The sequence below is a fragment of the Fictibacillus barbaricus genome (assembly GCF_031457135.1).
In the GTDB taxonomy this organism is placed as follows: Bacteria; Bacillota; Bacilli; order Bacillales; family Fictibacillaceae; genus Fictibacillus; species Fictibacillus barbaricus_A.
Window position 1 is genome coordinate 796,380 of record NZ_JAVDWA010000001.1, and the last position, 14,586, is coordinate 810,965.

General features: G+C 39.3%; 14 protein-coding genes. 13 read left to right on the plus strand and 1 reads right to left on the minus strand.

The window, feature by feature from the left end:
- Window positions 1–11: 11 nt before the first annotated feature.
- The 13 genes from hpaB (at window position 12) to J2X07_RS04405 (ending at window position 12,588) form a co-directional block, all read left to right on the plus strand.
- On the plus strand, window positions 12–1,487 hold the full coding sequence (gene hpaB, locus J2X07_RS04345) for a 4-hydroxyphenylacetate 3-monooxygenase, oxygenase component (RefSeq protein WP_310256873.1): 1,476 nt from the start codon (window positions 12–14) through the stop codon (window positions 1,485–1,487).
- Window positions 1,488–1,502: 15 nt separating this feature from the next.
- On the plus strand, window positions 1,503–2,486 hold the full coding sequence (gene hpaD / locus J2X07_RS04350) for a 3,4-dihydroxyphenylacetate 2,3-dioxygenase (RefSeq protein WP_310256876.1): 984 nt from the start codon (window positions 1,503–1,505) through the stop codon (window positions 2,484–2,486).
- A gap of 146 nt (window positions 2,487–2,632) precedes the next feature.
- The gene (iadA, locus tag J2X07_RS04355; RefSeq protein WP_310256878.1) at window positions 2,633–3,805 is read left to right on the plus strand and encodes a beta-aspartyl-peptidase; all 1,173 of its coding nucleotides are present in this window, start codon (window positions 2,633–2,635) and stop codon (window positions 3,803–3,805) included.
- 95 nt (window positions 3,806–3,900) lie between these two features.
- Window positions 3,901–4,356: a pyridoxamine 5'-phosphate oxidase family protein gene (locus J2X07_RS04360; RefSeq protein ID WP_310256879.1), complete on the plus strand. Its 456-nt coding sequence runs from the start codon at window positions 3,901–3,903 to the stop codon at window positions 4,354–4,356.
- 84 nt (window positions 4,357–4,440) lie between these two features.
- Entirely contained in the window at window positions 4,441–4,818 is a 378-nt protein-coding gene (locus J2X07_RS04365; RefSeq protein ID WP_310256883.1) for a hypothetical protein, read from the plus strand.
- An 88-nt stretch (window positions 4,819–4,906) separates the two neighbouring features.
- Complete coding sequence (locus tag J2X07_RS04370; protein WP_310257400.1) at window positions 4,907–5,512, plus strand: TVP38/TMEM64 family protein; 606 nt, start codon at window positions 4,907–4,909, stop codon at window positions 5,510–5,512.
- A 314-nt stretch (window positions 5,513–5,826) separates the two neighbouring features.
- Window positions 5,827–6,576 (plus strand): type I methionyl aminopeptidase, encoded by a 750-nt coding sequence (gene map / locus J2X07_RS04375; protein WP_310256886.1) that lies wholly within the window; start codon window positions 5,827–5,829, stop codon window positions 6,574–6,576.
- Between the two features lie 163 nt (window positions 6,577–6,739).
- Window positions 6,740–7,138 (plus strand): DoxX family protein, encoded by a 399-nt coding sequence (locus tag J2X07_RS04380; RefSeq protein WP_310256889.1) that lies wholly within the window; start codon window positions 6,740–6,742, stop codon window positions 7,136–7,138.
- 169 nt (window positions 7,139–7,307) lie between these two features.
- Complete coding sequence (gene mgtE, locus J2X07_RS04385) at window positions 7,308–8,666, plus strand: magnesium transporter (protein WP_310256892.1); 1,359 nt, start codon at window positions 7,308–7,310, stop codon at window positions 8,664–8,666.
- 166 nt (window positions 8,667–8,832) lie between these two features.
- Window positions 8,833–10,662: a sensor histidine kinase gene (locus J2X07_RS04390; protein ID WP_310256895.1), complete on the plus strand. Its 1,830-nt coding sequence runs from the start codon at window positions 8,833–8,835 to the stop codon at window positions 10,660–10,662.
- Window positions 10,655–11,293 carry a response regulator transcription factor gene (locus tag J2X07_RS04395; protein WP_310256897.1) on the plus strand — a complete coding sequence of 213 codons (639 nt, stop codon included), beginning with the start codon at window positions 10,655–10,657 and terminating at the stop codon, window positions 11,291–11,293. Before J2X07_RS04390 ends, J2X07_RS04395 begins: the two co-directional genes overlap by 8 nt.
- Window positions 11,294–11,417: 124 nt before the next feature.
- Window positions 11,418–12,257 carry a GNAT family N-acetyltransferase gene (locus J2X07_RS04400; RefSeq protein ID WP_310256899.1) on the plus strand — a complete coding sequence of 280 codons (840 nt, stop codon included), beginning with the start codon at window positions 11,418–11,420 and terminating at the stop codon, window positions 12,255–12,257.
- Window positions 12,258–12,321: 64 nt separating this feature from the next.
- The gene (locus tag J2X07_RS04405; RefSeq protein WP_310256901.1) at window positions 12,322–12,588 is read left to right on the plus strand and encodes a hypothetical protein; all 267 of its coding nucleotides are present in this window, start codon (window positions 12,322–12,324) and stop codon (window positions 12,586–12,588) included.
- A 388-nt stretch (window positions 12,589–12,976) separates the two neighbouring features.
- Here J2X07_RS04405 and J2X07_RS04410 read toward each other — a convergent pair whose 3' ends face one another.
- Window positions 12,977–14,584 (minus strand): MDR family MFS transporter, encoded by a 1,608-nt coding sequence (locus tag J2X07_RS04410; RefSeq protein WP_310256904.1) that lies wholly within the window; start codon window positions 14,582–14,584, stop codon window positions 12,977–12,979.
- Window positions 14,585–14,586 lie beyond the last annotated feature (2 nt).

Sequence of the window (14,586 nt, forward strand, 5' to 3'; positions counted from 1 at the left end):
GAGGGATTTCTTTGCCTGCACGCACGGGGGAACAATATATTCAAGGAATTCAGAAAGCGAAAAACAACGTATGGATTCACGGTGAAAAAGTGGATGATGTGGCTTCACACCCCGCATTCCGTAATACGGTAAGATCCATTGCCAATTTGTACGACCTCCAACACGAAAAAGCAGACAAGATGCTCTATACCTCTGAACAGACTGGTGATCAAGTAGGTCTTTCATTTATCGCACCAAAAACCGTAGAAGATCTTATCCGCCGCCGTGAAATGATATCCGAATGGGCAGGGTATACAGGCGGAATGATGGGGCGTACACCAGATTATTTAAATACAAGCGTGATGGCGTTTGGTACATCTGGAAGTTTTTTTGCACAAGATGACCCGATGTTCGCTGAAAATGCAAAAAAGTATTATGACTATTGCCGTGAAAATGACGTCAGTTTAACGCATACCCTCATTCACCCGCAAACGAACCGTTCAAAAAAGCAGTCTGAACAAAAAGATCCGTACCTTTCAGCTCGAATTGTTGAAAAGAACAAAGACGGAATTGTCATCAAGGGAGCGCGTCTCCTTGCGACTCTTGGCGGGGTGACGGATGAGATTGTTGTGTTTCCGTCCACGTTGAACAAAGCTTCAGCTGAAGATGATCCGTACGCAATGGCATTCGCTATTCCAAACAACACGGAAGGGTTAAAGTTCTTATGCCGTGAATCATTTGATACAGGAAGAAGCCAGTGGGATCACCCGCTAAGTTCACGATTTGAAGAGAGCGACGCGATCGTCGTTTTTGATAACGTACTCGTTCCCTGGGAGCGCGTCTTTGTCAGCGGAAATTCTGACATATGCAACCGCACATATGTCGAGACGAATGCGATCGTTCATATGGCACATCAAGTTATCGCGAAAAACACGGTCAAAACAGAGTTTGTCCTTGGTGTTATTTTAAATATGATGGAATCGATCGGTATCGATGTGTTTCCGCATGTTAAAGAAAAAGCGTCAGAAGTCATGCTGATCTTAGAGACGATGCGTTCACATCTTTACCGTGCTGAACACAATGCATCGATTGATAAGTATGGAAATATGACACCTGATTTTGCACCTTTGAATGCTGCACGCAACTGGTATCCGAAAATGTATCAGCGCATTGTTGAAATCGTGAGGATTTTGGGAGCTTCAGGTTTGATGGGAATTCCGACTGAAGCAGACTTTAAGGCAGATGATATCGGAGAACTTGTACACCGTTATACGCAAGGAGCAAACATTGATGGCTATGAGCGCGTTCAGCTGTTCCGTCTAGCTTGGGATATTTCAGTAAGTTCTTTTGGCGGACGTCAGGCGCTTTATGAATATTACTTCTTTGGAGATCCTGCGCGCATGTCTAATGTTTATTACGATCAATTCAATAAGGAACCTTATAAAGTGAGGGTTCAGGACTTTTTAAAACGTGTGAATTCCAGCAGTCATAATTACACGCGGGTATAGGAAGGGATGAATCAAATGGACTTTAACATTATCCGGATTGCCCGAGTCGTTATGAATGTAACAGACTTGAACGCTTCAAGAGATTTTTATGTAAATGCTTTAGGTTTTATTGAAACGGATTCTAGTTCAGAATGGATTGCTTTAAGAGGGCTGGAAGAGCATTGTCATCATAGTCTTCTATTGAAAAAAGCAGAAAAGCCAGGTGTTCACCTCGTCAGCTACAAAGTATGGGAAGACAGCCACCTCACAGCCTTAGAAGCTTTCTTTAAAGGAAAAGGTTCAAAAGCGAACTGGTATGAAGCTGATGATGCAACTGGGATCGGTAAAACATTACGCGTGGAAGATCCATCAGGCATACCGTTAGAATTTTTTGCGGAGATGAAAGGTGTTGAACGCTGCATTCAAAAGTATGATTTGTACCGTGGTGCACGTGTTCAGCGAATTGATCACATTAATTGTATGGTGCCCGATGTGGAGGCTGCCGTTTCCTTCTACACGAAGGAACTGGGCTTTCGAGTTTCGGAATATACAGCAACAGAAGATGATCGGACATGGGCGGCATGGCTGCATAGAAAACCAACCGTACATGACGTAGCATTTATGAATGGAGAAGGACCAAGATTGCATCATATCGGTTTTTGGCTTTCTGATCCGATGAGTCTTATTCATTGCTGTGACGTGATGGCGAGTATGGGATATGCGGATAACATTGAGCGTGGACCTGGCCGCCACGGGTTATCAAACGCCTTTTTCCTATATGTACGAGATCCTGATGGCAATCGAATTGAACTTTACAACGGAGATTACTTAACGAGTGATCCTGATTTCAAACCTGTAAAATGGGATATAAACGATCCTCGAAGACAAACGTTTTGGGGTCATAAAGCACCTGACAGCTGGTTTAACGAAGCAACTTCCTTTTTGGACCTGGAAAAGGGAGAACCAGTAAATCAAAAAAGCCCGACCCTCGCACAGCGCAAGCCGGACTTTGTAACGTGATTTGATTATAAATAGAAAGCTGACTCTGATGTTAATTTCGAGTCAGCTTTTTTTCATTTTATAAAGCTGCAGTCTTTTTTTTTACGATTTTCATTGTTGAAGGTATAATTGGAATACTACATTATTTATTAAGGACTGATATTTACATGTTTACTCTCATTAAGGGCGGTGAGGTATATGCACCTCATTATCTTGGTAAAAAGGATATCCTATTAGCTGCCGGGAAAATCGCCAGCATCTCAGAGCGCATAGAATGGTCTTCTTCAATAGACGTTAAAGTGATTGATGCTTCAGGAATGATTATCACGCCTGGATTTATAGACGGCCACGTTCATATCACAGGCGGAGGCGGAGAAGGCGGGTACAAAACAAGAACGCCAGAAATCTATTTAACGGACATTACGACTGCAGGGATTACAACGGTTGTTGGTGTGATTGGAACGGATGGAACTGCTCGCACTATGACTAACTTGATAGCAAAAGCAAAAGGTCTGAAAGAAGAGGGGATTTCCTGCTACGCTCACACTGGGTCCTACCAAGTCCCTGTTCGCACATTGACTGACAATATACAGACAGACATCATGATGGTTGAAGAAATCATCGGTGTCGGTGAAATAGCGATAGCGGATCATCGCTCCAGCCAGCCGACAGCGCATGAGCTTGCAAGACTTGCAGCACAAGCTCGAGTTGCTGGCATGTTATCTGGAAAAGCTGGAGTTGTGAACATTCATCTTGGTGACAGCAGAAGCATGCTGTCATTAATCGAAGAAGTGATTGAAACGACAGATCTGCCTGTTTCACAATTTTATCCTACGCACATTAACCGTAACTCTTACATTTTTGAAGCGGGGATCCAATACGCCAAGAAGGGCGGAATTGTTGATTTTACAACAAGCACGACTAAGCAATTTATTGAAGAAGGCGAAGTAAAGTCTAGTGTCGGCTTAAAACGTATGATTGACGCAGGTGTTCCTGTTGAGCAAATCACTTTCACTTCTGATGCACAAGGGAGTTTACCAGCTTTTAATGATCGTGGAGAGTTTATCGGGCTTCGCATCGGAAAAGTGAATTCTCTATATAAGGAAGTGAGAGATGCAGTTCAATCAGAGGGAATATCGCTGGAAACAGCATTACAGACCATTACTTCCAACCCAGCGAGAATCTTAAAATTGAAAAATAAAGGCCAGCTGCTTACAGGGCTCGATGCTGACCTTGTGCTTTTAAATAAAGAGAATCTTAACATCGATACAGTGATTGCACTCGGTCAAGTTATGGTTCGAGAAGGCAAGGCTATTGTAAAAGGAACCTTTGAGGAATAACGAGGACATGACAACTCCTTTTTCTATTTAAAATTAGAAAATTGTGATAAAATAAACACCATACATAATACAAAAAATGTAAGGTGGCGACCCCAATGGCGAAACAGGAAATACCAACAACGTTAAGTCCGGAATTGTTTGATTACCTGCAGGGTGAGCAGCTCGTACTGCTCGGAACGGTTGATGCAGAATCGAAGGCACCATCTGTTAATGCAATCTCGTGGGTGAAGAGTTTGTCAGAAGAAAAGATTCGTTTTACCGTTACGAACAATTCAAGGATCGTAACAAATATTAAAGAAAACCCCAATGTTGTTCTAACGGTTGTGGCACTAGAAACCGTCTATTCCATAAATGGAAAAGCGAACATTCTTGAAGACACGATGCAAGATGTTCCGTTGAAACTTTCAAAAATTGAAGTAATTATCGAGCACGTATTTGAAAGTATGTTCTGGGGCGCAAAGGTTGTTCAGGAACCTGTATACGAAAAAACCTACAATGAAAAGAAAGCAAAAGAACTCGACGAAAAAGTTTACAAAGCTTTAATGGCCTAAACTATATATCGTTTCATCGCAGAAAATCGTCTGACATCATGTGTTGCGGCGGTTTTCTTTTACTGTTTGGAAAGGAGTAAAGAAATGGCTCCATGGCGATTGTTTTTATTTGCGGGTTTGTTTTCTGTTTTAATTGGTATCCTTTATATTACGAGCTTTCTTGAAGATAAATCGAAAGGGTTTACCACCTGGGGTTATCTTCTTTTATTCTGGGGGATCGCTGTAATATTGGTCTCACTTAATCGCTTTGGTATTGCATCGTTAATAAAAGGGATAGCGGCAATCGGAATTTTTTTGCATGGCTCGGTATCTTTTTATTGGCTGCTCTTTCCGAATAGTCCTGAAACATCAGCAATAGAACATACGATTATTCTTTTTTTGATTCCACAGGTTCTTATCGCCCTTTTTTGTTTATATATTCTTGGTATTAAACTCGAAAAAAAATATGATAAAATAAATTGAAAGAACTCCTTGTTTTTCCTTTAATCGGTTTTAAATGAATGAACAATGGCAACGATGAGGGTATGAGGAAGAAATGGGTGAGCGACCGATGGACTGGAGAAACTTGCAGCAATATTTTACAGAAAAAAACATATTAAATTTACTTGAACAATATCGTGATCTTGGTTTTTTGCCAGGTATATTACTTCCAATGCTTGAGTCATTCCTGCCAATCTTGCCGTTATTCATTGTAGTAGCTGGTAATGCAGCCGCTTACGGATTTTGGCTTGGTTTTTTATATTCCTGGATCGGGGTTTGTTTAGGATCTATATTAGTATTTTTGTTAGTACGGAGATTCGGACAAAAAAAGTTTTTGGATTTTTTAAACCGACATGCAAATACAACCCGTTTGTTAAATTGGGTGGAGCGCCACGGATTTGGCATGCTATTTCTCATTTATTGTTTTCCGTTTTCACCGTCAGCACTAATAAATGTAGTCGGGGGATTGTCGCGAATAAACACACGCACGTTCCTGTTAGCTCTGACACTCGGAAAACTTGTGATGATCGCGATCGTGTCCTTTATTGGGTATGATTTTGTAGATGTGCTAAAGAGTCCTTTGAAATTAGGGCTGATTGCTTTTGGTATTTTTGTTTTATGGCTGGGTGGAAAAGTAGTGGAATCCCGATTGAAATCCTCTGAACGTCAGGCATAAACTCCAACTCTGACATTTGAATAGGCAGATAAAAAGACTTGGAAAGGCGCTGTGATAGCTGCCTATCCAAGTCTTTTTTGTTTGGCAAAAAGAAAAAGTGAGGAAGGAAAAGTAACATAGGAAATATCTCATATCATATGGCTCCAAAATCAAAAGAAAGTAAAATTCACCTACAAAAACGAGCAGCCTTCTTTATAAAGATTCTCAAAATCATAAATGGAAATAAATTGTTTGGGGTCAGTCCCCCTTCTTAACCAGGCACACAAAGATTTTTGCTGGAATATAGTTTTTAAATAAGAGAAGGGGGTGCTGGATTGATTCAGTTGAAAACAGATGAACAGATTGAAAAGATGCACCGCGCTGGCCAGCTGCTTGCTGCTTGTCATAAATCCTTGGCGAATAAGATACAAAAAGGGATTACTACGTGGGAGATTGATCAATTTGTAGACCGGTACCTGCAAAGTCATGGAGCAAGACCTGCCCAAAAGGGGTATAGGGGTTTTCCATTTGCTACATGTGCTTCCGTAAACAATGTTGTCTGTCATGGTTTTCCCAATACAACACCGCTGCAGGATGGTGATATTGTTACGATTGACTTTGTCGTTGACCTAGATGGCTGGCTTGCTGATTCTGCATGGTCTTATGGAGTAGGACGCATATCTCCCGATGCAGAAAAGTTAATGAATACAACAAGAAAAGCTCTTTATAAAGGAATTGAAAAAGCACAAATCGGCAATCGCATTGGTGATATTGGATATGCAATCCAATCGTATGCTGAAAAAAAGGGATACTCTATCGTTAGAGAATTTATCGGACATGGAATCGGGCAGGCGATACATGAAGAACCTCAAGTACACCATGTTGGTGAACGGAATACAGGTGTGAAGCTGAAAGAAGGTATGGTTATTACAATCGAACCAATCTTAAATCAAGGACTTCCCTTTTTATCAATGGCTAGTGATGGCTGGGCAGCATTAACGTTTGACGGAAGTCTATCGGCTCAATATGAGCATACGGTTGCTATTACAAAAGATGGACCCATTATTTTAACGGAACAGGCTTAAATATCAACTAGCCGCATAACTTTAAATAAGGGATGCGGAATTTTTTTTATCCTATTTTTTATTTTTTTAAAGTTACTTGACATAAATAAGCAACATATCGTAATATACTAACATAAAGTAAGTTAAGTAATAAAAAATAAAAAAAGAAAGTGGGAATTATTTTATGTTATCTTTAGGATTACTAATTATTCGTCTTGTTGTCGGTTTGGCCCTTATTGGCCATGGCGCACAAAAATTGTTTGGCTGGTTCGGAGGCTACGGCTTAAAAGGAACAGGCGGCTGGATGGAATCAATCGGTATCAAGCCAGGTTATACAATGGCATTGTTAGCTGGGTTAGCGGAATTTTTCGGAGGCTTGTTGTTTGCTTCAGGCTTATTTACAACGGTAGGAGCCATTTTAATCGCTGCAACAATGGTAGTAGCGATCTACAAAGTACACTTGCAGAACGGCTTTTGGGTAACGGCGAATGGATATGAATTTAACCTCGTTCTAATCGCAGTTGTAATTGGTGTTGCATTAATTGGCGCAGGTAATTATTCACTTGATCATTACTGGTTTTAATAAAGTACAAAGCGAATAGAAAAGCAAAAACCATCTTAATCTTCCTATTAAGATGGTTTTTTCTATGAAAAAAAACGAAAAATAAGGGTATTAATCTATTCACAATCATAGTCACATATAAAAAAATCACTTATAATGAATAGGTATTTTGTAAGGGAGGTGACGTTCCTTGTTTAAAGAAATGTCAGAAAACGAGATCTTATTATATGTCATAAAAAACTTAAAAGAGCTTCGAAAAAAAGAATTTCAGTTGTTAATGGACGAACTTCATCCTTATGATATTGCTATCGTTTATAAAAATCTGCCGGAGAAACACAGGCATAAATTTGTCACTTTCTTAACAACAAGACAGATTGCATCGTTGATTCAAGAATTAGACAGTGACCTGCAGATGGAGATCCTGCATAAATTAGGCATTGAACGTTCATCTCATATTATGAACTTGATGGAAAATGATGACCTTGCCGATTTGCTGGCAAATCTTGATGTAAACGAACTTCAAGATTTCTTAGGTTCAATGAAGGCTGACGAATCCAAAAGTGTTCAAAGTTTGATGCAGTTTGACTCAGATACTGCCGGTGGGATCATGACGAATCGATTTGTATGGATTCCTCAAATATTTACCGTTCGTGATGCGGTTGAAAAACTGAAGACGTTTGCCGGATTTGCAGAAAACATTTATTACCTATATGTCATTAATGATGAAAAAAAGCTGGTTGGGGTTGTCTCTTATAGAGACCTTTTATTAGCTGAAATGGATGAAAAAATTGAAGAAATCATGTACAGCAGGGTTATTGCCGTCCCTGCGGATATGGACCAGGAAGAAGTTGCGCGTACAATTGAGCGTTATGACTTTATCGCGGTTCCGGTACTTGACGAGCAAGAACGTTTAATCGGTATTGTAACGGTAGATGATGTCCTGGATGTTTTGATTGAAGAGGCGAACGAGGACATTGAAAAATTATCAGCAACAGGTAAATCCATCGACTTTCAAACGAGTGCAATCGTTGCATCCTATAGAAGATTGCCATGGCTTATTTTATTACTTTTTATCGGAATATTATCTGGAAGCATTATCAGCAACTTTGAAAGTACTATACACCGGGTAGTTGCACTCACATACTTTATGCCAATGATTGCAGGTATGACAGGAAATACTGGAACCCAATCGCTTGCGGTCGTTGTTCGTGGGCTCGTATCAAACGATATCGACCGTGCGACCATCATTAAATTGATTCTTCGGGAATTTGGTGTTGGGTTTATCATTGGTATAACGTGTGGTATTTTAATCGCTCTTGTTGCTTATTTGTGGAAAGGAAACCTCATACTAGGTATAGTTGTGGGCAGCTCCTTATTCTTCACATTAATTATAGGCACATTAGCAGGAACGTTGATTCCTTTACTGTTATACCGCTTCAAAGTCGATCCGGCAGTAGCTTCCGGACCGCTCATTACAACCTTAAATGATATTTTTTCTTTGCTTGTATATTTTGGTACAGCAACAATGTTCTTATCTCATCTTTTATGACCCATTATTGTTTAAAAGTAATGTGTTTCCGAAATTGGTTAAAGGCAGGTGCCTTTTGTCAATTTCGGTTTTTTTACGCATCTAAAACCCACATTTTGGATTGAAATTGTTGGTTTTATCCTATGTTATAATAAATTAACAGAATTTTTTAAAAGAGGTGAACGTTGTGGGACTTAATCGCGAAGCGGCAGCAATCCGTTTTATTTCGTCAATTATTGCAGCAGGACTAATAACTTGGCTCTTTAGTTCTTTTTTCTTAAAGCCAGTCCCAGACCTCTTTATTTTTTCGGCACTTTTATTAATGCTGCTGATCACCGAATATTTTCCCATTCCAGTTTGGAAAGGATTTAGTTCTTTAAGTTTTCCTCTTGTTTATACATTTGAGCTTTTGTATGGCTGGGGAATGGCAATTTTTATTTTTGGTGCTGTAGTTTTAGCCGTTAATGCCCTAAACAAGCGGCCGCTGCGAGTTGTTTTTTTTACTCCCGCACAGCTCGTTATCAGTTTCTTTGTGGCGATCCATGTAACACAATTTGTTATGGAAACGTTTGCTAACGAGTTAGCACCTTTGTGGCACGCAGAATTACACATGATTCTGATTGCTCTGCTATATTACCTATTTAATAATCTCATCATAGATGTTTTATTATGGATCAGACCGGCACCATATCCGCTTCAAGTTTGGAAGACAAAGGCCATATCCGAATCAATTGTAACTTTGTTTTCGATTCTGTACGTAACCTTAATGGTCACGTTGGGCAACCAAAATCGAGGTGTCGTTGATGTTTTCTCCTTTGTTTTTTTCTTTTCTCCATTAGTTGCCATTGCATTGATCTCATCGTTCATTGCCAGATTGCAGCAGGAGAGGAACCGGTTCAAGGCACTGTATGATATTAGCACAAATTTTAACGAACACCTTCCCTCTAAAGACTGGCTGGAAAAAGTAGAGCTGCCTTTCTTAGAGTTTTTGGGAACCGATGCCGTACTGCTGTTTTTAAATGACGGTCAAACGTGGAGAATGATTTATGAAAACGGAGAAGTATTGCCCGGTTACCAATTAACGGAAGCCATGATTAAGAGATTTGAAAAGGATAAGGTTCAGCATTTATTTAATCAAAAAATGTCAGATAATGAGTGGGCTTTTATTTTCTTTCAACCAAGCATCAAATCAGTGATGGTATCGCCTTTAATAACGGAAGATGAAGTGACGGGTGTTCTCATTACGGGGAGAACGAGGACAAATTCTTTTAGAAGTATTGATTCACAATCGATGGCAACCCTTGTTAACCAGCTGACAGTTGTGTGGAAAACAAAATTGTTAATCTCAGAAAGAGAAAAGCGGGTATTATTAGAAGAAAGAAACCGCATTGCCCGTGAAATTCATGATGGAATTGCACAAACATTAGCAGGTTCAGTCATGCAGCTTGAAACTGCAGAACGTCTCTTCACAACAAAACCCGATCGAACAAAAGATTTAGTAGCAACCAGCACAGAAAAGCTGCGCGGGAGTTTAAAAGAACTCAGAGAATCGATTTACGCATTAAGACCATATCCTACTGAACGAGTTGGACTTCTTCAAGCGATTCAAGCTAAAATTAATGGTGTAGAAGAGGAAAATCATACTTTTCAGATTCGTTTTCAAGTCCGAGGAGAAAGCAATCAGCTCAGTACGATGGTCGAGAAAGTAATCTTTGATATATTTCAAGAAAGTCTTCAAAACACAATTAAACATGCAGAAGCCAGCAAAGTTGATATACTTTTAAGTTATTCAAATGAACAAGTACTCTTTAAAATAAAAGATGATGGAATAGGTTTCTCATTATATGAAAGTATGATGAAAGCTAAAAATGAACCGCACTATGGAATTTTGAACATGAATGAACTTGCAGAGAGTTTAGGAGCAGCACTTCATATTAAATCAGCTAAAGGAAAAGGAACAGAAATCAGGTTGCAAATACCAAACCTAGAACCAAAGGAGGCGCATTCAGTTGATTAATATTTTACTTGTAGACGACCACGCTATTTTAAGAGATGGATTAAAAAACATCATATCATTTGAAGAGGATATGCATGTAGTAGGTGAAGCGACTTCTGGAGAAGAGGCACTAGTCTTGTCAGAGCAACTGTCCCCAGATGTGATCATCATGGATATCAATCTGCCTGGTATTAACGGAGTCGAGACGACATCCATTATTAAAGCGAAAAAACCTAACGCGAGGATTTTAGTTTTAACGATGTATACACATGATGAGTATTTGCTAGCTTCATTGAAGGCAGGAGCAGATGGATATTTACTAAAAGATGCCCCATCTGAACATGTTGTCGACGCAATTAAAGCGGTATATCGCGGAGAATCAATGATTACACCCCGTATGACAAAGAAGCTTGTCAATATTCACTTGCAGCAGACACAGGTGAAAAGGGAAGATTCAAACCTTACTGAACGTGAGCAAGAGGTCCTGATCGGCCTCGTTGAAGGATTGAGCAATAAAGAGATCGCAGAAAAACTTTTCATAAGTGATAAAACGGTTAAGATCCATGTAAGTAAAATCTTTAAAAAACTAGAAGTGAAAAGCCGTTCTCAAGCTGTAATCTATGCGGTTCAGAATCAGCTTGTATCCATGTAAATCCTTTAAAGCACTCTTTTGAGTGTTTTTTTTTTGGCAGGATTCTTTTAATAAGGCTGTTTTCGTATTGCTTTTTTACAAATTACCTATAAAATAGATAAAAACATAGGGTGGGAGAATCTGGATGATGATTATAAAAACAGATCAAACTTGGCACGAAAAGGTGATGGAATATCTTAGTGACGAACCAGCATTAAACCTTTTTATCCTCTCTGATATCGAAAATTTTGGGTACGAAACAGACTTTCAAGATATATGGGCGGATGTGGATGAAGAGGGAAATATTCAAGGAATTCTTTTGCGTTATTTAGGCAACTATCTTCCATATGCGAAAGGGACAATTAATGCTGAAGCATTTTCAGTGATTATCAACAGTGATACTGATTATGAGATGCTTTCCGGCAAAAAGGAAATTACAGAACAGTTTTTTCCATATGTTCATTTTGAACGTACAAAGGAAACGTATTTTGCTGAATTGAAGGACGATCGTTTATTAAATAAGCAAACAAACAGAGAAAAAATTCAAATAGCAGAGCTTGGAGATGTTGATAAACTGATGCATCTTAAAAGCATGATTAAAGAATTCCAAATTGGTCCAACTGCTCGACAAAGTTTAGAACAATCGATTACGACGAAGACAGGAAGAACTTACTTCATGATAGAAGGAGAAAACATTGTTTCTTGTGCATCAACGACTGCAGAAAACTCATTGTCCGCTATGATCGTAGGGGTTTGTTCACATCCTGAAAAAAGAAACCAAGGACTTGCATCAATATGTATGAATGCATTATGCCTGGATGTGCTTGCAGAAGGAAAAACGCTTTGCTTGTTCTATGATAATCCGAAGGCAGGCTCAATCTATAAAAGATTAGGATTCAAAGATATCGGTTTTTGGAGCATGAACTATCCTTCACGGATAAGGAAAGAAGAACCAGTGGATAATGCAGTCCAAAATCATTCTTAATTGTGATTTTCTTTTAGTTTCATAAATTTGGTATCATAATGAAAATTTAAAAAGGAACAAATTGGTGAAAAATTATGGTTTGTGGTCAATTATTTTGGTGGTTGTAGGTTTGTTTTTATCTATTGAGCCATTTTCTCCACTTAATTTACCGATAATCACTAATTGGTATGGGGTATTAATAGGTGCAATTATTTATATAATAGGATTTGTATTGTCAATCGCAGCAATTGTTAAGAAAGAAAAAGGCGTCATTAAATATATATCACTTGTTTCATTTGTGCTTGCAATATATTTCATAGTGACCTTATTCAACTTTATTGGAACGGTATAGTAATACTACTCTTTTCTCATAATCTCGCGGGTTTTTTATAAACTTGCGAACAGATCAAAAATGACAAAAAGGATAATCCTTGAGCTAGGTAAGTTAGGAAGGTGCTATTTTCTTAATGATTGCTGCTTTTGGAACGAATTAATCTTTTTCATCATTGGCAAGTTGATTGGAGTGGAAGGTGCGAGACTCCTGCAGGACAGGTGGGCAGGAGAGACACTTAAAAGTGAAACGTACGAATGTGGCTCACCGCCTGCCCTGCGGAAAGCGAGCATCCTGCAACGGAGATCAACTACTTATTAGAACAACAAAGTATGCGAAAACAGTCTAGGAAAAAGAGGCATGAACTCAAACGTTTTACACGTTTGAGTCAGCCTCTTCTTTGTTTTTCTTATGCAGTTTCTGATTTCGATGCTGCTTCTGTTTTTTCATGATTAGACGTTCTTAGCGGTATTTCTTGCAGGAAGAAGAAAGTAATAACTAAACCTAATCCAATAACAACGGCTCCAGTCAGGAATACCCCGTTTAGTGCATGACTTAAAGATTCCCGTAATATCCCTAGCACTTTTTTAAGGAACATGACGGACTCAGGCGGTAAGCTGCTGAATTTCTTCATGACTGCTCCTTGATTTAACAATACTTGCGGGTTAGCAAGTTCGTGAATTTTTCCCGTCATGCTTTTTGGAAAGTTAGGAGTAGCCGCAATCAATTTTTGTAATTTTTCATTAAAACGATCAGCAAGCTGGTTATTCATTACGCTACCCATAATGGATACGCCAATCGTCCCGCCAAGCTGTCTGAACAACTGAACAGAAGAAGTAGCAACACCTAAATATTTATGTTCCGTAGCATTTTGAACGGTAAGTGTAAAAATCGGGAACGCAATACCTAGACCAGCACCAACTAAAATCATATTCAAGATCGCTGTCATGTTTGTTGTTTCAGTGTCCATAAAGTGCATGCTTGACATACCGCATACCATAATAAAGAGTCCGAGCATTGCTAACTTTTTATACTTGCCTGTCTTCGTTACAATCTGGCCGGAAATGGTACTTCCGGCAACCATGGATAACGTCAGAGGCATCATAACAAAGCCTGATTTCGTTGCTGATGTACCCATAACTCCCTGGATAAAAAACGGCATATACATGATGGAGCCGAACATACCTGCTCCTAAAAAGAATCCAATGATATTAGAGACCGTAAACACCCTATTGTTAAACATTTCTAATGGAAGTACAGGACTTGATACGCGCTTTTCGGTAAAAATAAATAGAAAGAATGCTACAATCGCTACTGCGAATAGACCGATGATTTGTGGTGATACCCAGTCATATTGGTTTCCTGCCCAAGTAAAGGAAAGCAGAAGAGGTACCATTGTTATTGTAAGGAATATAGAACCAGCATAATCGATTGATTCTTTTTTCTTGCGGTCTACCGATGGGAATAAGAAATAGATGGCTGCAAATGCAACTAAACCAAACGGCAGGAAAATCCAGAAGACCCAGTGCCAATGGAAGTGATCGACGATATATCCGCCAAGTGTGGGACCGAATACACTCGCTAATCCGAACACACTGCTCATGATTCCTTGCCATTTACCACGTTCACGGGGAGGAAATAAATCCCCCACCGCTGTAAATGCTGTCGACATGATCATACCGCCGCCAAATCCTTGTATACCACGGCATAAAATGAGTTGAATAATACTATGAGATACACCGCAAAGTAGTGATCCTACAGAAAAAACGGCAATCCCTAGAAGAATAAAAGGCTTGCGCCCGTAAATATCGGAAAGCTTACCTACTAAAATGGCGGTAACACTGGATGCTAGCATAAAAATCGTGAAGATCCAGCTGTAGTACTCGATACCACCAATATCTGCAATAATCCTCGGCAGCGACGTCCCTACAATCGTCTGGTTTAATGCTGCAAACAGCATTGCTGCCATAATGGAAATCATAATAATAACTTTACGTCTCATTTCGAGATGTTCCATAT

Coding starts and splice junctions, on each gene's coding strand:
- J2X07_RS04365 (WP_310256883.1), top strand. CDS start 4,441: ATGGCTCCATGGCGATTGTTTTTATTTGCGGGTTTGTTTTCTGTTTTA.
- J2X07_RS04380 (WP_310256889.1), top strand. CDS start 6,740: ATGTTATCTTTAGGATTACTAATTATTCGTCTTGTTGTCGGTTTGGCC.
- hpaD (WP_310256876.1), top strand. CDS start 1,503: ATGGACTTTAACATTATCCGGATTGCCCGAGTCGTTATGAATGTAACA.
- J2X07_RS04410 (WP_310256904.1), bottom strand. CDS start 14,584: ATGGAACATCTCGAAATGAGACGTAAAGTTATTATTATGATTTCCATT.
- J2X07_RS04360 (WP_310256879.1), top strand. CDS start 3,901: ATGGCGAAACAGGAAATACCAACAACGTTAAGTCCGGAATTGTTTGAT.
- iadA (WP_310256878.1), top strand. CDS start 2,633: ATGTTTACTCTCATTAAGGGCGGTGAGGTATATGCACCTCATTATCTT.
- J2X07_RS04400 (WP_310256899.1), top strand. CDS start 11,418: ATGATGATTATAAAAACAGATCAAACTTGGCACGAAAAGGTGATGGAA.
- J2X07_RS04370 (WP_310257400.1), top strand. CDS start 4,907: ATGGACTGGAGAAACTTGCAGCAATATTTTACAGAAAAAAACATATTA.